Annotated in this window: 19 protein-coding genes; 10 read left to right on the top strand and 9 right to left on the bottom strand. The window is 70.9% G+C overall.

Going from position 1 to position 21761, the window contains the following annotated elements:
* Positions 1 to 187 precede the first annotated feature (187 nt).
* Together BBK14_RS13090 and BBK14_RS13080 are read left to right on the top strand one after the other, a co-directional pair.
* On the top strand, positions 188 to 1363 hold the full coding sequence (locus tag BBK14_RS13090) for an ABC transporter substrate-binding protein (protein WP_241831452.1): 1176 nt from the start codon (positions 188 to 190) through the stop codon (positions 1361 to 1363).
* Positions 1364 to 2332: 969 nt separating this feature from the next.
* Entirely contained in the window at positions 2333 to 3397 is a 1065-nt protein-coding gene (locus tag BBK14_RS13080; protein ID WP_071062368.1) for an NAD(P)-dependent alcohol dehydrogenase, read from the top strand.
* A 54-nt stretch (positions 3398 to 3451) separates the two neighbouring features.
* Here the strand turns inward: BBK14_RS13080 and BBK14_RS13075 are convergent, their stop codons facing one another.
* The 5 genes from BBK14_RS13075 to BBK14_RS13055 all read right to left on the bottom strand — a co-directional run bounded on the left by BBK14_RS13075 (position 3452) and on the right by BBK14_RS13055 (position 8056).
* Positions 3452 to 4066: a class I SAM-dependent methyltransferase gene (locus tag BBK14_RS13075; protein ID WP_071062340.1), complete on the bottom strand. Its 615-nt coding sequence runs from the start codon at positions 4064 to 4066 to the stop codon at positions 3452 to 3454.
* A gap of 130 nt (positions 4067 to 4196) precedes the next feature.
* On the bottom strand, positions 4197 to 5111 hold the full coding sequence (locus BBK14_RS13070) for an IclR family transcriptional regulator (protein WP_071062338.1): 915 nt from the start codon (positions 5109 to 5111) through the stop codon (positions 4197 to 4199).
* A gap of 27 nt (positions 5112 to 5138) precedes the next feature.
* Complete coding sequence (locus BBK14_RS13065; protein ID WP_083390905.1) at positions 5139 to 5987, bottom strand: SDR family NAD(P)-dependent oxidoreductase; 849 nt, start codon at positions 5985 to 5987, stop codon at positions 5139 to 5141.
* On the bottom strand, positions 5984 to 6838 hold the full coding sequence (locus BBK14_RS13060; protein ID WP_071062336.1) for an SDR family NAD(P)-dependent oxidoreductase: 855 nt from the start codon (positions 6836 to 6838) through the stop codon (positions 5984 to 5986). The genes BBK14_RS13065 and BBK14_RS13060 overlap by 4 nt, the downstream gene beginning before the upstream one ends.
* A 60-nt stretch (positions 6839 to 6898) precedes the next feature.
* Entirely contained in the window at positions 6899 to 8056 is a 1158-nt protein-coding gene (locus tag BBK14_RS13055) for an LLM class flavin-dependent oxidoreductase (protein ID WP_241831450.1), read from the bottom strand.
* Between the two features lie 249 nt (positions 8057 to 8305).
* On the opposite strand from BBK14_RS13055, the gene BBK14_RS13050 reads away from it, so the two are divergent.
* From BBK14_RS13050 to BBK14_RS13035, 4 genes are read left to right on the top strand one after another with little or no spacing between them, the layout of a single operon-like run.
* Positions 8306 to 9313 (top strand): SGNH/GDSL hydrolase family protein, encoded by a 1008-nt coding sequence (locus BBK14_RS13050; RefSeq protein WP_071062364.1) that lies wholly within the window; start codon positions 8306 to 8308, stop codon positions 9311 to 9313.
* Complete coding sequence (locus BBK14_RS13045; protein WP_071062332.1) at positions 9310 to 9822, top strand: flavin reductase family protein; 513 nt, start codon at positions 9310 to 9312, stop codon at positions 9820 to 9822. The genes BBK14_RS13050 and BBK14_RS13045 overlap by 4 nt, the downstream gene beginning before the upstream one ends.
* 39 nt (positions 9823 to 9861) lie before the next feature.
* Positions 9862 to 10284: a cupin domain-containing protein gene (locus BBK14_RS13040; RefSeq protein WP_071062331.1), complete on the top strand. Its 423-nt coding sequence runs from the start codon at positions 9862 to 9864 to the stop codon at positions 10282 to 10284.
* A gap of 54 nt (positions 10285 to 10338) precedes the next feature.
* Positions 10339 to 11085: an SDR family NAD(P)-dependent oxidoreductase gene (locus tag BBK14_RS13035; protein WP_071062362.1), complete on the top strand. Its 747-nt coding sequence runs from the start codon at positions 10339 to 10341 to the stop codon at positions 11083 to 11085.
* A 406-nt stretch (positions 11086 to 11491) separates the two neighbouring features.
* Here BBK14_RS13035 and BBK14_RS13030 read toward each other — a convergent pair whose 3' ends face one another.
* Complete coding sequence (locus tag BBK14_RS13030; protein ID WP_241831449.1) at positions 11492 to 13459, bottom strand: zinc metalloprotease HtpX; 1968 nt, start codon at positions 13457 to 13459, stop codon at positions 11492 to 11494.
* Positions 13460 to 13534: 75 nt separating this feature from the next.
* On the opposite strand from BBK14_RS13030, the gene BBK14_RS13025 reads away from it, so the two are divergent.
* From BBK14_RS13025 to BBK14_RS13015, 3 genes are all read left to right on the top strand, one after another.
* A complete protein-coding gene (locus BBK14_RS13025) occupies positions 13535 to 13984 on the top strand; it encodes an MmcQ/YjbR family DNA-binding protein (RefSeq protein WP_241831448.1) in 450 nt (149 codons plus the stop codon).
* Between the two features lie 146 nt (positions 13985 to 14130).
* Positions 14131 to 14706: a TetR/AcrR family transcriptional regulator gene (locus tag BBK14_RS13020; protein ID WP_083390903.1), complete on the top strand. Its 576-nt coding sequence runs from the start codon at positions 14131 to 14133 to the stop codon at positions 14704 to 14706.
* Positions 14707 to 14775: 69 nt separating this feature from the next.
* Positions 14776 to 15810, top strand: coding sequence for a glycosyltransferase (locus tag BBK14_RS13015; protein ID WP_071062329.1), 1035 nt, complete (start codon positions 14776 to 14778; stop codon positions 15808 to 15810).
* 161 nt (positions 15811 to 15971) lie between these two features.
* Here the strand turns inward: BBK14_RS13015 and BBK14_RS13010 are convergent, their stop codons facing one another.
* From BBK14_RS13010 to BBK14_RS42800, 3 genes are all read right to left on the bottom strand, one after another.
* Complete coding sequence (locus BBK14_RS13010) at positions 15972 to 16754, bottom strand: sulfite exporter TauE/SafE family protein (RefSeq protein ID WP_071062327.1); 783 nt, start codon at positions 16752 to 16754, stop codon at positions 15972 to 15974.
* A 173-nt stretch (positions 16755 to 16927) separates the two neighbouring features.
* Complete coding sequence (locus BBK14_RS42805; protein WP_338045457.1) at positions 16928 to 17629, bottom strand: PstS family phosphate ABC transporter substrate-binding protein; 702 nt, start codon at positions 17627 to 17629, stop codon at positions 16928 to 16930.
* Positions 17577 to 18287, bottom strand: a complete 711-nt coding sequence (locus tag BBK14_RS42800; RefSeq protein ID WP_338045456.1) for a hypothetical protein — start codon at positions 18285 to 18287, stop codon at positions 17577 to 17579. Before BBK14_RS42800 ends, BBK14_RS42805 begins: the two co-directional genes overlap by 53 nt.
* Positions 18288 to 18520: 233 nt before the next feature.
* On the opposite strand from BBK14_RS42800, the gene BBK14_RS13000 reads away from it, so the two are divergent.
* Entirely contained in the window at positions 18521 to 21745 is a 3225-nt protein-coding gene (locus BBK14_RS13000) for an ATP-binding protein (protein WP_071062325.1), read from the top strand.
* The last annotated feature ends 16 nt before the right edge of the window (positions 21746 to 21761 follow it).

Genomic DNA, 21761 nt, shown 5'->3' with positions numbered 1-21761 from the left:
CCCTCGGAACGCCGAGCGGGGCCGGTCGCTACCATCCTGAGCTGCAACATCGTCTAAATGAGCTAGAGAAATGACCTCACCGACGGCAGGAGAGAAGCTGGTGCACCGCACCGGCGCCCTCCACCGTCCGCGGCTATCCATCGTGGAGGTACGGGTGCGCTTAGGTAGAACGACACGGTTACTTGGTGTGGCTGCCGCGGTTCTCGTTGCGGCAGTCACGAGTTGCTCCTCGGCACCGGGGGCGGCAAGCGCCGCGGCGTGCGACAGTCCTGGCGTCACCCCCGGTGAGGTGAACCTCGGCCTGGTGTACTCCGATTCGGGCGTGGGCAGTGCCGCGTTCGCCTCGGCCCGAGCCGGCGCGGACGCCCGGTTCGGCCTGGCCAACGAGGAGGGCGGGGTACACGGCCGGAAGATCGTCTACCAGTGGCGCGACGACGCGAAYGACCCCTCCCAGAACGCCCGCGTCGTCCAGGAGCTCCTCCGCGGCGACAGTACTTTCGGCCTCGTGACGATCACCACCGCCTTCGGCAGCGCACCGGCGGACCTGGCGAAGCAGAATGTTCCCGTCGTCGGGTTCGGTCTGCCGACCTGGGCCGAGTACCAGAACATGTTCTCCACCATGTACCAGGCCTCGCCGGTCACGATCGGCCGCTACCTCCGGGACAGCGGCGGCAGCAAGGTCGGCGTCGTGATCACGGGGTCGTCGGCGTCCACTTTGGATGTCATCAAGATGTACAAGAGCGCCTTCGAGTCGGTCGGGCTCACCGTGACCGACACCATCTCCTACGCGCACAGCGTTGACAGCCCGGCCCACGTGGCCCAGCAGCTGGCGGCCTCCGGCGTCAATGCGCTGGTTGGCTTCACGACCACCGAGGATCTCGCCGAGATCATGGGCGCCGTACGTACGGCGAACCTGAACCTCGCCACCACCGTCTCGTTCACCGGGTACGACCAGGGCCTGCTGCCCACCCTGGGCCCGGCACTCGCGGGCGTCTCGATCCCCGCGTACTTCCGCCCCTTCGAGGCGGGCGGCGCGGCCATCAACCGGTACCGCGCCGCGATGGTCCGCTACGCGCCGGAAGCCACGCAGCCAGACCAGCAGTTCGCGATGAACGCGTACATCTACGCCGACATGTTCGTGCGCGGACTCGACCTCGCCGGTGACTGCCCCACCCGCGACGGATTCATCAACGCGCTGCGGTCAGTGTCCGACTACGACGCAGGCGGCCTGATCGAACCCGTCGACCTGGCCACGAATCGTACCGGGGCGCTCAACTGCTACGCCTTCGTCCAGGTCAACCCCACGGGCACCGGGTTCCAGGTCGCCCGCCCACGCCTCTGCGCCGACGGCACGACCGGCTGACGTGGGTGGACGCTCCCGCCGGGGCGCGCGCGAGACGATGGTGACGGTCGCCGGAGTTCGAGCCTGATGTCACGGGTGCGCTCGGAGGACCGGCCGGTCGCCGAGGTCTCCCGCAGAAGTCCGCGCAGGTCGCGCTCGAACGCCCCCCGCCGGTCACCGAACAGGTGGGGGGCCGCGCTGGACAGCGAGAACACCGAGGCGACCGCCTCGTCGGCGCTGCGTTCGACGACGAGCCCGCCGGCCACGTCCAGCCGAGTGGGTTCTCCTGGAACCCGGCCGCCCGAAAGATGTCGCCCTCTCCTGAAAGGGTGCCCTGGGGCAGCACACCTCGCCCCGCCCGCCGGAGCGGGCCGAGGTAGTCGCGGACGAGCGAGGCGATCGCCTCGCGGGGCGGCCGGGGATGCGGCAGCGCCTCGTCTCGGGCACGCCTTCGTGTGCGTGGTGGCGTGGACGAACACGCACATGCCGCCGTCCGGTACCAGCATCCGGCGGACGGCGGCAGCGACCCTGGGGCGGTCAAGCCAGTGGAAGGACTGGGCGAAGCTGACGACCCGGAAGGCTCCAAGCCCGCCTGGCAGGTCCTCGGCGCGCAGAACCCCGGGAAGCGCCAGCGGATAGGGCAGGCGCCCGGTGGCGTAGAACTCGGCGCTACCCGCGTAGAGAGTCTCGTCCCACTCGGACATGCTGTCTGATACCACAGCCCGTATCTCCCTGCATCCACTGCCAGGATGACGCCCACGAAACGGGCGACAGATCATTCGCCGAGATTCGACCCTCTCCGCAACCATCACGATCAGCAACTATGCCCCGACCTGGGCAAATAGATAAACGTAGCTAGTTCTGACGGTTGATCGAGTGAAAAACTTCCTCGAAAGCGCGTAATTTGCCTGGAACGCGCGCACGCTTGGAACTGGCAACTCGGGGTAGAACAACGCATGTTCCGGTGGAGCGAAGGAGATCGCTGTGCTGATGAAAGCGGCCCGAATGCACGGGTACCATGAGCCGCTGCGGCTCGAGGAGATTCCGGTGCCTGCTCCTGGGGCGGGCGAGGTCCTGATAAAGGTGGCGGCGGCCGGGATCTGCCGCAGCGACCACCAGTTGCTCGAGGGCTACTTCCAGCCGGCCGCACCGATGGAGTTCCCGGCCGTACCCGGGCACGAGGTCGCGGGCCGCGTGGCCRGAATCGGCTCTGCCGTAGCGCGTTCGGCGGGCCTGTCCGAAGGCGACCTGGTGGTGGTCAACCCGGGGTGGGGAGRCGGAACGTGCCGCCAGTGCCATGCGGGCAATGAACAACTGTGCACCGGGACCGGTGGATGGATCGGATTCGGCCCGCCCGGTGGCTTCGCAGAATACGTGGTGGTTCCCCATCGGCACCTGGTCCGGGTGCCGGGCGGCGACCAGAAGGCGGAGAATCTCGCGCCGTTGACCGATGCCGGGCTGACTCCCTACCGCGGGGTGAAGAAACTGCGGGCGGCTGGAAAACTCGGACCGGGGCGCACCGTGGTGGTCGCCGGCATCGGCGGACTCGGCAGCTACGCCGTGCAGTACGCAAAGCTGCTCGGCGGTGGAGCCACCGTGGTTGCGTTCTCCCGCACCGACGAGAAGCTGGAGCTCGCCCGGCGCAACGGTGCCGATCACACCGTGAACACCCGTGACCTGAGCTCCAGTCAGGTACAGGACGACCTGGAGAGGCTCACCGGACGGCGGACGGTCGACGCGATCCTGGACTGCGCCGGCGCCCCCGCGTCGATCGCGCTCGACTTCGGGATTCTCGCGGCCGAGGGAGCAGTTGCCTCGGTGGGACTCATGGGTACCAAGGTAGAGGTACCACTTAACGTGATCGTGGGCACCGAACTCTCCTACTTCGGATCGTTCTGGGGAAACTACAACGACCTCACCGAAGTCCTTTCCCTTGCCGCGGCGGGGCAGATCAGACACACCGTCACCACGGTCAAGTTCGAGGACATCAACGATAACCTGGGAGCACTCGCCCGCGGTGACGTCGTTGGCCGTCAGGTGATCGTCTTCGACTGATCCGGTGTCGGCGGCCCTACCGGGCGCTGCCCGGGACCGCGCCGACCACCGCTGTCAGTCCGCCTTGGACGCGATGCCCTCGTAGGCGAAGCCGAAGAACTCGGGCCCGCCCATCCGGTAGGTCTCGATGGTGTCGAGAGTGAGCCCGGCGTTCTCGATCAGTCTGTCGACCGGCCGGTTCAGATGGCAACCGCCGAAGCACCGCCCCCAGAGGGGAGTGAGGCGGTCCTGCCACCGGGCGACACCGGGTCTCGGCGAACGGCCGTGTTCGACGAAGTGCAGCGTCCCGCCGGGGCGCAGCACCCTGTGCACCTCACCGAGCGCGCGTTCGACGTCCGGGATGGTGCACAGCGTCCAGGTGACCAGTACGTGGTCGACCGACGTGTCCGGGACGGGGAGCCGCTGGCCGTCGTCACCGACGAACTCGACCGGGACGGCGGTGGCGGCGAGGCGACCGGCGGCCAGCCTGCGACCGACCACCGCGGGTTCCACGGCGAGCAGGCGGGTGACCTGCGGCGGGAGATGGGGCAGGTTGCGCCCGGAGCCGAACCCGATCTCCAGGACCTCGCCGGTCAGCCCGGAGACCACCCGCGCCCGGGTGGTCTCCACGGGCCTGCCCAGGGCAAGGTCGATGAACCGGGGAAGCACCTGATCGTCGTAGAAGCCCATCGTCTCTCCCTGTCGCGGCATGGGTGTCCGGCCCCCTGCCCCGGCATTGGTACCCGGCCGCGGGCTGACCATCAAGGCACGTTGTTCCCGCGCCGGCGGTAACGGAGCGGGGGCGGCGCCGGGCCCAGGGTCAGCTCCCCGCCTGGTTGGGTGGGCGCCCACCGATCTCCCGGGTGATCGCCGTGGTGGCCGCGGTCAGCCGCCGGCCGTAGGGGACGACCTGCTGTGGGCTCAGGCGGTGCGGGAAGCCCGCGAGGGTGACCGCCAGGCACACCCGGCCGGCGCCGTCGAAGACCGGCGCCCCGATCAGGCTGAGCTGGTAGGACTCGATGCCGCCGAGGTCGACGAGCAGGTAGTCGTCGTCGACGCCCCGGGCCTGGATGACGCGTTCGACCGCGGCGCGGACCTCGGCGTCGCCGTCGCCCGCGGCGAAGGTTCTCAGCGCCCGGGCCAGGCTGTGGTGCCGGTCGTCGTCGAGTGCGACCGTGTACCCGCGGAGCCGGATCGTCTTGATGGCGTCGCGGTAGATGGCGAGCCGATGGTCGTCGGGACGGGGGCTCAGCCGGCGCAGCCACCGCTCGACGGTCTCGGTGTCGGACCAGGCGATGAAGACCGTCCCGAGCGGCGGCGACAGCGGAACCCGGTTACCGGGCCTTGATCCGAACCCGACGGGCGTCGCGGCGTGCCCTTCGACAGCGAGGACGAGGATGTCCTCGCCCATGACGGAGCTCGCCACCGCCTGGACACCGAGCTCGTCGCTGAGCCGGCGCATGTGCGGTCGCGCGAGCTCGAGGGCCTGACGCCCGGATCCGGCGGCCGCGTCGCCGACGGCCACCAGGGCGGGCCCGAGGCGGTAGGTCTTGTCCTCCGGGTCGCGCAGCAGCCAGCCGGCGTCGCTGAGGGTGGCGAGCATCGCGTGGGCGGTCGCCTTGTTCATCTCCAGCCGCCGGGCCAGCTCCGACAGGCCGAAAGGCCGGCCGGGATGCTGGCTCAGGAAGGTGATGAGCGCGACGGTCCGCTCGACCCCCGGGGCGGGCCGCGGCATCAGGCGGGCCTGCGCCGCGCGGTCACGTCATGGCATCGACACGCCGCCGTTGGGCCGCAGGACCTGGCCCGTGACGAACCGGGCGGCTTCGGACGCCAGGTACAGCGCGGCGTGGCCGACGTCCTCCGTCGTCCCGATGCGCCGCAGCGGCGCCAGATCCCGGCTCCGTCCCAGGAATCTTTCGCGCTTGTCCTCATCGACGGTCCCGTCCTCGGCGGTGTAGTGGCGGCGAGTGATGTCGGTCTCGACCAGACCCGGCGCGATGGCGTTCACCCGGACCCCGTCCGGACCCAGCTCCTTCGCCAGCGTACGAGTGATCTGGACCACCCCCGCCTTCGAGATCGAGTAGGCCACCAGGCGGGCGGGGGCGGTGTCGAACGCACCCGACGCCATGTTGATGATGCTGCCCGCCCGCTGGCTCCGCATCACGGCCCCGGCCGCCTGGCACCCGAACAGCACGCCCTTGAGGTTGACGGCCAGCACCCGGTCGAGCTGTTCCTCGGACAGATCGAGCACCGGGACGTCGATGATGATCCCGGCGTTGTTGCACATCACGTCGACCCGTCCGTGTTCCGACGCCGTCGCGCGCACCAGGTCGTGGACCTGGTCTCGGCGCGACACGTCGACGGCGGCCGGCGCCGCCGACCCGCCGGCGGCGGCGATCTCCTCGCTCGTCGCCCCCGCGGCCCCGGCGTCGACGTCCGCGCACACCACCACGGCGCCGGCCGCCGCCAGCACCCGGGCTACGCCCTGACCGATGCCGTGGCCCGCCCCGGTCACGATCGCCACCCGGCCGGTGAGATCGAACGCGCGGCCCAGCGCCCTGACCGGCTCCGCGCGTCCGTCCTCCTCGAGGGCCGCCCCGTCCCGGGTCATGACGGCGTGGCCGTCGAGGGCGGCGCAGTCGAGGGCAGCACCGTCGACGACAGTCCGGAGCCCATGTAGGCGAAGCGGGCGGTGGCTCCGCCGTCGACCACGAGGGTCTGGCCGGTCACGTGCCGGGAGAGGTCGGAGCACAGGAACAGGGCCGCGCCGGCGATGTCGCGCGGCTCGCCCGAACGGCCCAGCGGTTCCACCGCCGGCGGCGGGGGGACGTCCCCCCGTGCCTGTAGTGCGCGCATGAGGCGCGGCGTCCGGATGGAACCGGGTGCGACGGCGTTGACCCGGATGTTCGACGGGCCGAGCTCGACGGCCGCCGTGCGCACGAGGGACAGCAGGCCGGCCTTGGCCGCTCCGTAGGCGGCGTGGTTGGGCGCGCTGGTCAGGCCGCTGACCGAGGCGGTGAACACCATCACCCCGCCGCCGGCGGCCACCATCTGCCGGCCCACGATCTGCGTGATGAGGTGGGCGTGCCGCAGCACCAGCCCGAAGGTCGCGTCCCAGTCCTCGTCCGTCACCTCCAGCAGCGTCGACCACAGGGCCATGCCGACGATGTCGACGACGGCGTCGAGGCGCCCGTAGGCCGCGAGGGTCTCCGCGACGACACGCTCGACGTCGTCGCGCCGGCGCGCGTCGGCGACGCAGGGTAAGCCACCCACCTCGGCCGCTATCTCGCGGGCGAGATCGGGATCCACGTCGACGCACGCGACCCTGGCTCCCACCGACGCCAGCGCGTGGGCGGTGTGCCGGCCGTTGCCCTGGCCGGCTCCCACGACCATCGCCACCCGTCCGTCGAGGCGCAGCAGCCCGGGGTAGTCGGGGATCGCCGATTCATCCAACCGTGTCATCGTTCCTGCCTCCGCCGCTGCCGCTGCCGATGTCTCTGCCTGCGATCGGGATCGTCGGGATCAGGTGGCGGTCACCGAGGTCGAGACCTGGACCTCGCGACGTTCGAGCTCGGGGATGACGTGGGTGCCGAGGAGCTCGATGGTGCGCATCACGGCCTCGTGGGACAGCCGGCCGAACTGCACGTAGCAGAGCAGCCGGTCGACCCCGAGCTCGGCGTAGCGGAGCATCTTGCGCAGGCACTCGTCGGGATCACCGACGATGATCATGTCGGCGTCGCTGAACTGCCTCGGATCCGGCGGCGCGTTCCGCCGCTGCTCGAGGATCGGGAACATCTTCTCCCGCTCCTGCTCGGAGGCGTGCGGGAACTCCCACTCCAGCGTGAACTCGGCCAGGTTCCTGTACCACCACCAGGTGGCGTCCCAGATCCCGTTCGCCTCGGCCTGGGCCATCGTGTCCGCGCAGTGGACCAGCGTGTAGGCCGCCACGCGGTTGTTGACCACGCGGGTGATCGGCTGTGCTGCGGCGGCGGCCCGCCGGTAGATCTGGATGGTCTCCGCCATCTGCTCCAGCGGCCGCATGATCGACAGTGAGAGCAGGCCGAGGCCCATGGCGCCGGCGGCCTGGGCGCTGCCCGTGCTCGACGCCGCCATCCAGCAGGGTGGGTGCGGATCCTGCACCGGCTTGGGGGTGACCATGCGGACGGGGACGTTGCCCGCCGCGGGGAATCGCCAGTGTTTTCCCTCGAACGAGAAGTATTCGGATTCCCAGGCCTCGACAATGGCCTGGATCGCCTCACGTACCTGATCCTTGCTCTGCGGGATGTCGACACCGAAAGCGGTCTGTTCCATGGGGGTCGAGCGGCCCGTCCCCCATTCGACGCGCCCATTACTCAGGACGTCGGCCGTGGCGACCTTCTCGGCAACGCGCACGGGTGACGTGAACGCGGGCGGCAGCAGTGTCACCCCGAAGCCGAGCCGGATCCGTTCGGTGACCTGCGAGAGCGCCCCGATGAGGACCTCGGGCGCCGAGCAGTGGGACCGCCCCTCGCGGAAGTGGTGCTCCACGTGCCAGGAGGTGTGGAAACCCATCTCGTCGGCAAGGCGGATCTGGGCGATGGCCTCGCGGTAGGCGGCCTGCTCGGCCTCGCGCTGCCCGTGGGGATGGGGCTTCGACCACGGCTTCGGGACGTCCACCTCGTACAGCAGATCCAGTTTCACGGCGGCCTCGTTTGTTATAGCAAACGGCGTGGTTGGTACAGTGACCACCATAAGTGCCGCTCCGTCGATGTCAACGGGGTCGCAGCCAGACAGCTCGACCCGAACTCCAGCCCTAACCCAGCCGGTTGACACCCCCACTCCCAGGTCGTTACGTTCCTGAACGCAAGATGGTTGTTCCAGATACGGAACAATGCGGCGGTCTCGAAGCGTCAGGCATCCGGGCCGCGCAACGGTGAATGCGAGGTCGTGATGCCGTTGCTTGATCCACTTATATTTCTCCGGGGTAGCCCGTTCGCTGGTACGCCGGAGATCCCCTACCCGCGCGCGGTTACCGCGGACGCGCCGCGCCTGCCGGGCGGAACCTGGCAGGCGGCCTCCATTCCGGTCGGAGTCCGGCTCGAGTTACAGGGCGACGCCGAGGCGGTGGTCGTCGCGTATCGCACCGAGTGCGACGCCCGCGACCCACGCGGCCCCGGCCCCGGCGTCGGTGTCGGTGTCGGCCAGACCTTCGAGATGTGGGTGGGCGACTCACTGCTGGCGACCGCCCCGGCCGTCCACGGCGAGGGCACCGTGGAGCTGCCCCTGAACGCCGGCACGCGGACGACGACCGTGTACCTGCCCGAACGCATGCGCCCGACCGTGCTCTCACTCACCCCGGTCGGCGGTTCCCTCGAACCGGGACCGCCCCGTCCACGTTGGCTCGCCTACGGTGACTCCATCGTCGAGGGCTGGGTCGCCAGCTCGGCGGGCTCGTCCTGGCCCGCGCGGCTGGGCCGCCGGCTGGGCCTCGACGTCTGCAACCTCGGCTACGCCGGCGCCGCCCGCGGCGAGATCCCCTCCGCCGAACACCTGGCGAGCGTCCCGGCGGCACTGATCAGCATCAGCTACGGCACCAACTGCTGGTCGACGATCCCGCACACCGCCGAACTGCTGCGCGCCGGGCTGGACGTCTTCCTCACCGTGGTGCGGCAGGGGCACCCGGACACGCCGGTCGTGGTCACCACGCCGATCCGCCGCCCGGACGCCGAGACCACCCCCAACCGCGTCGGCGCCACGCTCGACGATCTACGGGTCGCGATGGCGTCCCTCGTCCAGGCACGCATCGACGGCGGCGACCCGTCACTCACCCTCGTTCACGGCGAGACCCTGCTGGACGAGTCACTCCTGGCCGACGGCGTCCACCCCGGAGACGACGGCCACGCGGTCATGGCCGACCGCCTGGAACCCGTCCTGCGGAAGGCGGGGCCGGGGACATGAGCGGCACACGGCCCCCGAACCACACCGACGACCACACGAACGCCTTCCGGAACGCGCTTGGAACGTTCGCGACGGGAATCGTGATTGTCACCGCGTCGCACCCGGCGGGCGGTCCCGTGGGTCTCACAGCCAACTCGTTCAGCTCGGTGTCGCTCGCTCCTCCGCTCGTGCTGTTCTGCGTGGCGCACACCTCCACCACGTGGCCGTCGATCCGGGCCGCGGGCCGGTTCTGCGTGAACGTCCTCGCCGACGGCCAGGAGGAACTGTCACGCCGGTTCACCGTGCGGGGTGAGGATCGCTTCCGCGGCGTCCACTGGCGGCCCGCGCCGTCCGGCGCCCCGATCCTGCCCGGCGTCGCGTCGTGGATCGACTGCCGCATCGAGACTCTCCACGAGGCCGGCGACCACACCATCGTCGTCGGGAAGGTCTGCGATCTCGCGGTCGACGACAAGAGTGCCGCTCCGCTCCTCTACTACCGAAGCAGCTACGCCAGTCTGACCGTCAGATAACCATTGATGGTCACGAATCGAACCGGAAGGAGCGTTCTGATGGACGGTGACGCCGACCGGAACGGCGAAGAGGAGAGGCCTCGGCAGTTCTTCTTCGACGTCAACGAGCTCCCGGGCCGTACCAACGTTGATATCATGGGGGATTCCGAGGAAACCCGGCAGTACTTGGACCTTTTCGGCCGCGACCTGGTTACCAGGACGATTCTCCAGTCCCCGCAACTGTGCGTCTACCATGAGACCGCCGCGCCGGGCGAGAAGGTCAAGCCCCATCGGCACGGTACCCATCAGCTGAACTACGTCCTCCGCGGCGAGCTGATCTTCGGCAGGCGGCACGTGGGGGCCGGCATGGGCTTCTTCACGCCCGACCTTCTCTATGCCTGGCGGGCCGGTGACGAGGGCGCCGAGTGGATCGAGATCCACGCCGGCCAGCCCGGCATCTTCGTCGATCAACGGTCGTCCTGACCGCTGCCCTGACCCAGCGCCCTGTGGCTATCTACCAAACGAGGGATGTCAGTCGTGACAGATTTGTTCGAGGGCAAGGTCGCCCTCATCACCGGCGCCGGATCAGGCATGGGCCGGGCGATCACCATCCGGCTGGCGAGAGAAGGCGCCTCGGTGTTGGCCCTCGACATAGACGAGGGCCGGCTGGCCGAGACGAAGGCGCTCACCGCGGGCACGGTGTCGGTCCGCCAGGCTGACGTCAGCGACCCGGCTGCGTGCGCCGAGGCGGTGGCCGCGTGCGTCGACGAGTTCGGGCAGCTGGACGTACTGGGCAACGTCGCCGGTATCTACCTGGCCGAGCACACCACGAAGGTGACTCTGGAGCAGTACCGACGGGTGATGGGCGTGAACCTCGACGCCTACTTCTTCCTGGCTCAGGCCGCCATTCCGCACCTGTTGGAGACGGGTGGCAACATCGTGAACATCGCCTCCAACGCCGGTATCCAGGGGCTCCCCTACTCCGCCGCCTACTGCATGAGCAAGGGTGGCGTCATCCAGCTCACCCGGGCGCTGGCCGTCGAGTTCCTCAAGACGCCGCTGCGCGTCAACGCCATCGCCCCGGCGGGCACCAACACGAACATCGCGTCGGCGATGACGTTCCCGGCCGGCATGGACCCCGACCTTTCCCGTCGCATGGCTGGCCTGCGCGGCCTGGCCGAACCGGCGGAGATCGCCACGCTGTTCTCCTTCCTCGCCTCCGGCGAGGCCCGTTCGGTGACCGGTGCCGTCTACACCATGGACAACGGCCTCACCGTCAGCTGACCGCAGGCCGTCTCACCTGGTAATCGTGGCCGGAGGGTGAACACGTGGCGGTCGAGCCTTTTCGCATCCACATCAGGGAGGACCGGCTGGCGGTGCTCGGCGACCGGCTGCGCACCGCGGTCTGGGCGGAAGAGCCGGGGCGGGGTGAGCCGGGACGACTTCGCGCCGGAGGAAGTCGCCGACTTCGACAGGCAGCGCCCCGCGGCACTCAACCTCACGCACTTCCTGACGCACACGTTCGAACCCCGCACCCTGGCCTGGGCGTTGCAGGACTCTCCCGTCGGCCTGGCCGCCTGGATGGTGCAGCGGCGGCAGGCGTGGAGCGACTGCGGCGGTGACGTGGAACGCCGCTTCACCAAGGACGACCTCATCACGAGCTTCGCCCTCTACTGGCTCACCGGCACCGTCAGCGGCTCGCTGCGGTTCTACGCCGACTCGTTCCAGCGGCCGTGGACCCCCTCGCACGACCGTCGGCCCGTCCTGGAGTCACCGACGGGCATCGCCGTGTTCCCATACGAGCTGACGCACGTGCCACGCGCCCTCGCGCAGCGCGAGGCGAACCTCGTGCGCTGGACCCGGATGAGCCGTGGTGGCCACTTCGCCGCGGCCGAGGAACCGCAACTCCTGGTGGCGGACATCCGCGCGTTCTTCCGGCCGCTGCGCGCGACCGGACTGTCCCGCTGACGTCCGTCGAGACATCCGCTGTCGCGGCGGACAGCAGATAGCGTGCGGCGAAAAGCCAGCACCGGACGGTTCCGGCCTCGGCGCCGGTCACGGTGCGCAGTTCGACGTACGGATGGGGCGCGCGCAGATACCACCCGGTCACCACCACCTCGTCTCCGACGAAGGACTGGGCCCGGGTCAGCGCGAACAGGATCCGCCCTCCCGGCGCCGGGTGGCGGTACACGACGGGCACCGTCCCGCTGGCGTCCGCGAGGACGAGGTCGGGCGAGGTCACGAACCCGCCCCGGCCCACGATCGTCCCGCGCAGGCTGACCGGTATCGCGCCGAGTGGCCCGGCGTCGAGCCGGTCGAGCAGTTCGATGAGCCGTCCGACCGGTTCCGGAGTGCCCAGCGGCGCCCGCAGGCCCGCGCGGATCAGCAGCAGCGCACCGGCGGCCGTCACCAGTCCGGCGAGGAAGCCCAGGTCGTAGTGGTCGGGCCCGCGGCGGGCGAGGATCAGCGCGGCACCCAGGCAGATCCAGCCACCGAAGTACACGGGCAGCTCCACCAGGAACTGCCCGCGGGCCCGGACCCGCTCGCCGGCGCTCCCGCGCGCCGCGCTCCGGGCTCCCCGCCACTGCCGTGGCGCGCCGGGCAGGCCGCTCGCCTCCAGCGCGGCGATCCGGGTCGAGACGAGGGGGTGGGTGGAGAGGATCTCCAGCCAGCGTGCCCAGGGGCTGGTGACCTCCCAGCGCAACGCCCGCACGAGACGCTCGGGGGGCAGCTCCGGGGCGATCAGGCCGACGGACGGCGCCGAGCCGCTGCTGGCGATGCCGAGGGCTCCGACGGCCCGGACCCTGTTCTCCCGGCGAGCCAGCCGACGGGCCGCTCCCTTCTCGTCGTTCTCCCGAAGCACGTGGACGCGGGCGGCGAGATCCTGATCCCGCTCCCCCATCCCGTGCACAATCTTGACGAGGGCGGAGCACAGCGCGTCGCCGTCCCCGGTCATCGCGCAGGAAGCGTGGTCGGCGCCCAGTTCACGGGCACGGGAGAAGCTCAGCAGCGCCAGCTCGGAGAGCAGGTAGGCGGCGGACCCGATCAGCCTGACCGGGTCATTGTCCCCGGACTGGTCGCCGTTGCGCGTGCCGGACGCCGCGTAGTACATGAGGGTCGGCACCACGCACAGCGCCGTCATCACGGCGAAGTCCCGATTCCTGATGTGCCCGATTTCGTGCGCGACGACCGCCTCGACCTCGCGGTCGTTGAGCCGGTCGAGCAGCCCGCGGGAAATCCAGATACGTGCGTCCCGCCTGGTCCGGCCGAAGGTGAACGCGTTGGGGTCGCCGTCCTCGACGATGCCGAGCCGGACCAGCGGAATGCCGGCGTTCCGGCACTGCCGGGCGACGATCGCGGCGACCGGCTCGTTGCTGAGATATCCGTCGGCGCCACGCTCCAGCTCGCGGGCCGGGGCCAGCCACTCCACGACCCGCGGCCCCACCAGGTACTGCAGGAGGGCAAGGCCGGTCACGACGGCCACCGGCACAAGGACCGGCACCGGTGTGAAGACGGTCAGCAGCCAGCAGGCCAGGATCAGTACACCGCCCAGCGCCGACAAGGCGGCCGCCGAACGCCGCCAGACGAACCCGTCATGCCCCGCCCCCCGAATCGGCCAGACAACCAGCCGGGCAACCAGCCGGACAACCCGGACCAAGTTATCGAAAACCATTCCCGGCTGCCGGAGGATAGCCTCGTCGCATGCTGCGGGCGCGTTCTCGGGGAGACCTCGGTGGCTGACGCCGACGATGTGCGCCGGTTGGCGCTGGCGCTGCCGCACGTGGTGGAGATCGCGAGCGAGGGCTTTGACTTCCGGGTGGCCGGCAGGGGCTTCGTCTGGTCCTATCCCGAGCGCACGCCCGGGAAACCGCGCGTGATCCGGACCGATACCGCGGTGCTGTTCGTCGGCGACGAGGCGGAAAAGCAGGCGCTCCTGCTCGGCGAGCCTGACATCTTCTTCACCGTGCCGGGCTACAACGGCCTGCCCCTGGTGATGGTGCGCCTGGCTGAGGTGACGGTCGGCCGCCTGCGGGAGCTCGTGACCGACGCCTGGCGGATGCGCGCGCCGGACGCGCTCGGCGGCGACCTCGACCAGCACGCCGAGCAGCTCACCGACCAGCACGGCAGGCAGCACGCCGAGCAGAGCGCCGAGCAGAGCGGCGAGCAGCCAGCTCTGGGCTGAGCCCGCCCGATCACCAGGAAGCATCGCCGGCGCCGCGGGCGCGGGCGGYTGTCGCGCGCTGTCACACCCCCGACAAAGTTTGAGCGCCGCTCAAGCGAAATGCTTGACTGTCACTCAAGCGAATCGATCCGGGGAGGGCTCGACTCATGGGAACCAGGGCGGATGCGGTGGCGGCCACCAGGGAGCGGATCGCGCGGGCCGCGCTGCGACTGCTGCTCGCGCAGCCCTACGAGGACATCACCCTGGCGGACATCGCGACCGGCGCGGGCGTCTCCCACCAGACCGTCCTCAACCACTACGAGTCCAAGGAGGGCGCCGCCTCGGCGGCGATCGAACTCCTGGGGTCGGAGATCGAGGGGCTGCGGACCTCCGTGCGGCACGGCGATCCGGAGCACGCCGTCGAGGTGCTGGTCGAGCAGTACGAGCGGTCCGGTGACCTCAACATCCGCTGGGCGATGTCCGCCGAACGGCTCGGGCGCCTGGCGGCCATCCTCGATCAGGCCCGGGCGGCGCACCGGGCCTGGCTGGAGGAGGTCTTCGCACCCCACCTGCCCACCGTGCCGGCGGACCGGCTGCGCGGCCTCAACGCGCTGCACGCGGCGACCGACGTCTACACGTGGAAGTTGCTGCGCCGCGACCTGCGCCTGAGCCGGCCGGAGACCACCCGGACGATGACCGCGCTGGTACGCGGCGTGCTGATCCGTGACGTGCCGGACAGCTGACCTGACAGGAATCCCGGCACGAATCCCGAGCGAAGGAATCCCGAACAAAGGACCGAAGGAAGGTCACCGATGAGCAACACGTACCTGTTCGCCCACACTGACGGTGGTGGTTCCGTAGCTCCGGAGCTCGGCCTCGCGCGACGGCTCGTCGAGCGCGGCCACCGGGTCACCGTCCTGGCCGAGGACTCGATGGTGCCCGCCGTCGCCGCGACCGGCGCGGCCTTCCGTCCCTGGCGGAACGGCCTCAACCGGCCCGACAACCAGCCAGAGCACGCTCCGTACCGGGAGTGGGAGCCGCGGAGCCCGCGCACACTGCTGCGGGAGATGATCAGGCACCTGATCGTGCGCCCCGCGCCCGGCTACGCCCGCGACGTCACCGACGCGATCGACGCGGATCGCCCCGACCTCGTGCTCGCGTCGTTCTTCGCCTTCGGCGCGATGGTGGCCGCGGAGGCCGACGGAGTGCCGTTCGACGTCCTGATGCCGAACATCTACCCGCTGCCCGCACCGGGGCTGCCGCCGTTCGGCCCCGGGCTGCGACCCGCCCGGGGACCGGCCGGCCGGCTGCGCGACCGGCTCGTCGGCGCCATGTCTCAGCGGATGTGGGACGGCGCCGCCCTGCCCGGGCTCAACGCGCTGCGAGCCGCGTACGGCCTGGAACCGATGGCGCACTACCAGAATCAGCCCCACCGGGCCCGCCGCGAGCTGGTGATGACGAGCGCGGAGTTCGACTTCCCGGCGCGGCTGCCGGCGAACGTCCGCTACGTCGGGCCGGTCCTCGACGAGCCGGTGTGGGCGGCCGAGCCGTGGCAGCCGCCGGCCGGGGACGCGCCGCTGGTCCTGGTGTCCATGTCCAGCACGTTCCAGAACCAGGCCGACAACGCCGCCCGGGTGGTCCACCACGGCGCCGGGCTGTCGGTCAGTCGTGCGGCGAAGCCAGCGAAGATCGCTGACGCCGTCCGGCGGGTCCTGGACGATCCCTCCTACCGGCGGTCCGCCGCGCGGCTCGGCGCGGCCCTGCGCCGCGACGCCGCCGACGGCCGTCTCATCGCCGAGGTCGAGGACCTCGACCCGGGCCAGCCGCAGGGAAGGCACGCCGCCTGACCCGATGGCCCGAACCAGAGCCCGAGCCCGAGCCCGAGCAAGGTTCATGAGCAGGTTCGCAGAGCGGGTGAGCGGCGCGGCACTCGCTCGAATGCTTCCAGCGAAAGCGGTGCGCGTTTGCTGCGGGGCGGTTCAACCGGCGTGTTCGTGTGCCGGGCGCATCAAGCGGCCTGGATCAGATAGACGGCGGCAAGTGCGCAGGCCAGGACGCCGAGGAGGAGGCGTAGGGCGGTGTTGGGCAGGTGGGGTTGGAGGCGCGCGCCGAGGTATCCGCCGGCCAGTCCGCCGAGTCCGCAGGTAAGTCCGAGTGCCCAATGGGGGGCGATGTTCCCGGCGGTGGTCAGGGCGAGCACGGCGTAGGCCGCGACGCCGACGATCGAGGTGAGGAACGTCGAGGCGAGGGTAGCGGGGGCGACTACGGCCACGGACATGCCGCGTCCGACCAGGATCGGGCCGAGGAGCGAGCCGCCCCCGATGCCGTAGATGCCCCCGACGAACCCGACGATCAGAGCCAGCACGGTGATGGTGCGCGGCCGTGGTGACGAGACGCTCGGGACGGTCTGGTGCGGCTGTCTACGCAGGGTACGAGCGCAGAGCCAGACGCCCAGGGTTAAGAGCATCGCGGCGAGGAGGAGCCGGAACAGGCGGGCGCCGGGAGCGAAGTGGACCCGGACGACGGCACCGAGCACCACCCCCGGCAGGGTGCCGAGGACCAGCAGGCGGGTCAGGTGGCCACCGAGCTGTTTCTGCTGGTGGTAGCGGCCGAGCGGCCCGGGTATGGCGATGACGTTGAACAGCAGGTTGGTTGGTGTGACCGCTGGGCTGGGAACGTGCAGCACGTCGAGCTGGACAGGAAGAAGAAACACCGCGCCGGAGACCCCGACGGGCGCGGTGATGGTCGCGATGAGCAGTCCAGAGGCGAGACCGAGCAGGATCGTGGTCACCCGGGCCGGGCCGCTTTCACACCTCCGATCCTGACGGATGCCGCTGGCGCACGGGACGACGGGTCGGCGCCTGATCGCCGTCATGGCCGGTACCGGCCGGATCGGCAGCCGCCGCGAGCGGCTCCGCACGGCCGGTCTGTCCGGGCGCACCGCCCACCGTCACCCGTGGAGCTTCAGGGCCCCTCCTGGCAGCGCCTGAGGCCTTCCGGGCTGTAGCACGGCAGAGCGCCGTGAGCCTTGATGACGGTCTGCCCGCCGCCCCTGGTCAGATAGTCGAGGAAGCTCAGGGTGAGGGAGCCGGCGGACGGCTGCCCGTAGGTGTACGCGTATTCGACCTCCGCGAAGGGATAGGTGCTGTTGCGGATGGCCTCGATCGAGGGATCCTGCCCATCGATGCGCACGGTGTGCAGGCCCTTGACGGTCGTGGCGGTACGCAGTTCGCTGTAGCCGATCGCGCCCGGCAGCCTGGCCACGCTTCGCAGTACCCGTTCGGTGCTGTCGAGCTCGCAGCGGATGACCTTGTCCTGCGGTGAGTTCCGGTGCTCGCAGTCCTGGGAGGTGTAGGCGGGTTCACCAATGCCGGCAAGGATGCGCCGCCGGAACAGGTCGCGGGTACCAGAGTTGGCGTCGCGGCTCAYCAGCAGGATCGGGAGGTCGGGCCCGCCAACCTGGTTCCAGTTGACAACATCGCCCCGGTAGATGCGGCGTATCTGCTCGATCGTCAGGCTGCTGACCGACACCTCGTCGTTCACCACGACGGTGAAGGCGGAAACCGCTACCCGGTCCCCTTGAAGGCGCGGGTCGAGCTGCGATCCACCACCGTCACGAATGACGATCATGGCGGGGGAACCGTTCTCGGACTCGCCCGTCGCCACCGACGACGATGCTCGCCAGCACCGTGACGCAGAGCGTGAGCAGGATGGTGATCAGACGGGCGGGCCGGTTGAAAAGGGGCGGCTTGTCGTCGACCGTGGTGCTCCGGTTGGGCTGCACCGCGCCCTCCCGGATCCCACCGGTGACGCGCACGGCGCAGCCGACGCTGCCGCCGGTGAGGAGCACGAGCAGTTTGTAGTGCTGACCGCTGTCGAGCGGAACACGAGGCAGGTAGATCGTGTTGCCGCTGTGCCGCATCCCCCTCGAAGACGCGAAGTGCTCCATGAGGTGGTCGGCGTTGGGCTGGGTGACGGTCACACCCCTGACGATGCGTTCCGTGAAGACGGCGGTGAGACCGTGCAGGTCGCCGCCGGTGTAGTCGGTGCTGGCCACGCTCTGCGCACCGTCATTCTCTACCCGCAGGAGGACGAGGGTCGCGTCGGACATGTCCGGGAGATCGCTGAACAGGCCCAGCCGTATGTTTTCCTGGCCCTGCCCGTCACGATTGTCACCGCCGATGGGCATGTCCATCTGTACACGGTAGCCAATGCGCCTGCGGCGCGGCACCCGGCGCTCGTACCAGACCACCGCGAAGGACGCCGCTATGCCGAGCGCCGCGGTAAGCACGGCCACGATGTTCTCGGCACTCAGCCAGCTCATGATGCAGCTCGCCCCCGCATGCCCAACCGGCCCGACGTGTTGATTCGATTACCGTATGGGGCCCGTCGCGGACTGGAGAGCCGCGGTCTACTCGGTCGCCTGATATTCGCCGTGAATTCATCCGGTGATCCAGGAGGTTCCTGCGGAGGCGTCACACCGCCGGGCGCACCACCCGAGCCCCCCGCTGTCCCGTCGCCGCGCCGATCACAGCTTGCCGCTCTAGAGTGGCCGGGATGGGCGTGGGCCTCACTCTCCTGGACGGGGTGCGCTGGAAGGGCATCCCGGTGGTCGGCGACCGGCCGCGGGCGCTGCTGGCGGCGCTGGCGGCGGAACGCGGGCGGCCGGTGCGGGCCGAGCGGCTGGTGGAACTGATCTGGCGCGGGGAGCCGCTGGCCAATGCGGCCAAGGGTCTTCAGGTGGTCGTCTCCCGAACGCGGGCCGCCTGCGGCGGCGCCGCGGTGGTACGCGATGGCGAGGGCTATCGGCTCGACCTGCCTCCGGCCGAGGTCGACAGTTGTCTGCTCGGCCGGCTGGTCGCCGAGGCTGACACCCTCCTCGCGGCCGATCCGGCCGCCGCCGCCGAGCGGGCCCGGGAGGCGCTGGAGCTCGGCGCGTCGCTGTCGCCGGTGCCGGCGGGCGAACAGGGCCCGCTCGCCGACGTGCGCCGGGCGGCCGGCCGCGATCTGGCGGCGGCCCGGCTGCTGCTGGCCCGGGCGGCGAGCCGGACAGACCGGCACACCGAGGCGCTGGGGCTCCTGGAGGCGGCGCACGCCGAGCGGCCCGACGACGAGGCCCTGCTGGCCGACCTGCTGCGCAGCGAGGCCGCCGTCCGCGGGCCGGGGGCGGCCCTGGAGCGCTTCGAACGCCACCGTCGGGACCTGCGGGAACGGCTCGGTGTCGGCCCAGGGGAGGCACTCACCCGGCTGCAGCGCGATCTGCTCGCCGCCGACCAGCCCGTCCGCGACGGCCTCCGTTACGATGCCACTCCCCTGCTGGGCCGCCAGGGGGACGTCGAGCGGCTGCGGACGTTGCTGGACCGGTCACGGGTGGTGTCGATCGTCGGGCCGGGCGGCCTCGGCAAGACCCGGCTGGCGCACCGGCTCGCCCGGGAGAGCACGCTGCCGGTGGTGCATGTCGTCCACCTGGTCGGGGTGACGGCGCCCGAGGACCTGCTCGGCGAGGTCGGCTCGGCGCTCGGTGTCCGCGACTCGATCGGCGAACGCCGGGTGCTGTCCCCGGGCCAGCGCGCCGACCTGCGCACGCGTATCGCCGCGCAGCTCTCGCGCGGGTCGAGCCTGCTGCTGCTGGACAACTGCGAGCACCTCGTCGAGGAGGTCGCCGAGCTGGTCGCCTTCCTCGTCACCGCCACCGCGGACGTCCGGGTGCTCACCACGACCCGGGCGCCGTTGGCGATCAGCGCCGAGCGGGTCTACCTGCTCGGGGAGCTGGGCCGCGCCGACGCGACCGAGCTGTTCCGTCAGCGCGCCGCCGCCGCCCGGCCCACCGTCCGGCTCGACCCCGAGGTGGTCGGCCGGATCGTCGACCGGCTCGACGGCCTTCCGCTGGCGATCGAGCTGGCCGCGGCGCGGGTCCGCGCGATGTCGGTGGAGGACGTCGACCGGCGGCTGGCGGACCGCTTCGCCCTGCTGCGCGGCGGCGACCGCGGCGCGCCGGACCGTCACCGCACGCTGCTCGCGGTGATCGACTGGTCGTGGAACCTGCTGGCCGAGCCGGAACGGCGGTCGCTGCGTCGGCTGGCGCTCTTTCCGGACGGGTTCACCCTCGACGCCGCGGAGGAGGTGCTCGGCGCGCCCGACCCCGCCGGGCAGGTCGCCGGCTCGGAGCCCCTGGACGCCTTCGACGCGGTGCAGAACCTCGTCGACCAGTCGCTGCTGAGCGTGCGTGAGTCGGCCGACGGGGTCCGCTACCGGATGCTGGAGACCGTCCGCGAGTTCGKCCGGCTGCGGCTGACCGAGGCCGGCGAGCAGGTGTGGGCGCGGCGGGCCCAGCGGGCCTGGGCGGTCGGTTACGTCACCCGGCACGGCGCGGACCTGCTCAGTGAGCGGCAGTTCGCGGCGATCGACGCGGTCGCGGCCGAGGAGACGAACCTCGCCGACGAACTGCGGGCCGCGCTGGTCGACGGCGGTACCGAGGCGGTCGTGCGGCTGCTGGCGGTGCTCAATCCGTTCTGGGAGATCCGCGGCGATCACACGCGGATGATGGTGCTGGCCAACGCGGTCGCCGAGGCCCTGCACGACTGGTCCCCGCCGCCAGCGGCGGCCTCGGCGACCCTGGCCAGCCGGATCGCCATCCTGCGGACGAAGATGCTCATGACCGTCAGGTACCCGGAGGAGGCCTGCGAACTGCTGGTGCCGCTCGATCCGGCGGACGCGGACAACACGTGGCTGGCCGGTTCGGTGCGGGTGCAGCTTGCCCTCGATCCGACCCGGCCCGCGGATGCCGCGGCACGGCTGGAACGGCTCGCGGACGACGCCGACCGGCACACGCGCCTGATCGCGCTGATGTGGCTGACCCATCTGTGGGAGAACGACGGTGTCCCGCGGACGGCGGCGGCCTGCGCCGAACGGGCGCTGACGCTCGCCGCGCCGCAGGACGGCCCGTGGATCGCGGCCGTCCTGCGCACCCAGCTCGCCGCGCTGTCGATGCAGCTCGGGGACGTCACCACCGCCCGGTCGTGTGCTCGCGCGGCACTGCCCGTCCTGGAACGGCTCGGCGCCCGCGACGACGTCGCGCAGCTCAGGGTGCTGCTGGCGTTCGACGCCATCAACGACGGCCGGCTCGAAGCGGCCGAGAGCCACCTCGCCCAGAGTGCCCCGGAGGACAGGATGGGGCTCGGCGGCAGAATGATGGCCACCGCCGAGGCCGAGATCATGATCGCCCGCGGCGACACGACCGGTGGTCTACGCCGGTACGTGGACGCGGCGGAGGAGGTGCGGGCCCTGCGGCTGCCGGGCGTGGAACCCACCGGCCTCGAGCCCTGGGTGCTCGTGTGCGACGCGGCGACGGTGGCCGCGTTCGCCCGGCACGCGAGCACGGCCGACGACCTCGCCACCGGTCACAGCCTGTTCCGGGCCTGCCTCACCCATTGCGTCGAAGCGTTCCGACGCGGGCAGGCCGGCGCCGACTACCCGGTGTACGGGACGGTGCTGTTCGCACTGGGCGCCTGGGGTCTTCGGGAGAACCTCCCGGCGCCCGGAGACGGTCTGGCCGGGATGGCCCCGGAGGACGCGGTCCGGCTGCTGGCGCTCGCGGAACGGTTCGCCTACCCCGCGACGATCCCGTCGATGGGGTGGTCGCGGATCGAGCCGATCGCCGAACGCCGCGCGCCCGGCACGCTCGCGGCGGTCCGGGCGAGCGTCGCCGGACGGCGCCCGGCGCAGGTTCTCGACGAGGCCCGCCTCCTCGTCGAGCACCTGGCCGAACGCCTGACTGGATGACTGGATGGCTGGATGG

This window comes from Parafrankia soli (genome assembly GCF_001854695.1).
GTDB lineage: Bacteria > Actinomycetota > Actinomycetes > Frankiales > Frankiaceae > Parafrankia > Parafrankia soli.
This window is presented reverse-complemented; position numbering and strand designations above follow the sequence as displayed.

Bases quoted from the DNA above. Each gene is read 5' to 3' on its own strand.
- BBK14_RS13070 (WP_071062338.1), bottom strand. From the start codon at position 5,111: ATGCCGCGGCCCGCCCCGGGGGTCGAGCGGACCGTCGCGCTCATCACC.
- BBK14_RS13075 (WP_071062340.1), bottom strand. From the start codon at position 4,066: ATGGGCTTCTACGACGATCAGGTGCTTCCCCGGTTCATCGACCTTGCC.
- BBK14_RS13045 (WP_071062332.1), top strand. From the start codon at position 9,310: ATGAGCGGCACACGGCCCCCGAACCACACCGACGACCACACGAACGCC.
- BBK14_RS13015 (WP_071062329.1), top strand. From the start codon at position 14,776: ATGAGCAACACGTACCTGTTCGCCCACACTGACGGTGGTGGTTCCGTA.
- BBK14_RS13060 (WP_071062336.1), bottom strand. From the start codon at position 6,838: ATGACACGGTTGGATGAATCGGCGATCCCCGACTACCCCGGGCTGCTG.
- BBK14_RS13020 (WP_083390903.1), top strand. From the start codon at position 14,131: ATGGGAACCAGGGCGGATGCGGTGGCGGCCACCAGGGAGCGGATCGCG.
- BBK14_RS42800 (WP_338045456.1), bottom strand. From the start codon at position 18,287: ATGAGCTGGCTGAGTGCCGAGAACATCGTGGCCGTGCTTACCGCGGCG.
- BBK14_RS13050 (WP_071062364.1), top strand. From the start codon at position 8,306: ATGCCGTTGCTTGATCCACTTATATTTCTCCGGGGTAGCCCGTTCGCT.
- BBK14_RS13040 (WP_071062331.1), top strand. From the start codon at position 9,862: ATGGACGGTGACGCCGACCGGAACGGCGAAGAGGAGAGGCCTCGGCAG.
- BBK14_RS13065 (WP_083390905.1), bottom strand. From the start codon at position 5,987: ATGACCCGGGACGGGGCGGCCCTCGAGGAGGACGGACGCGCGGAGCCG.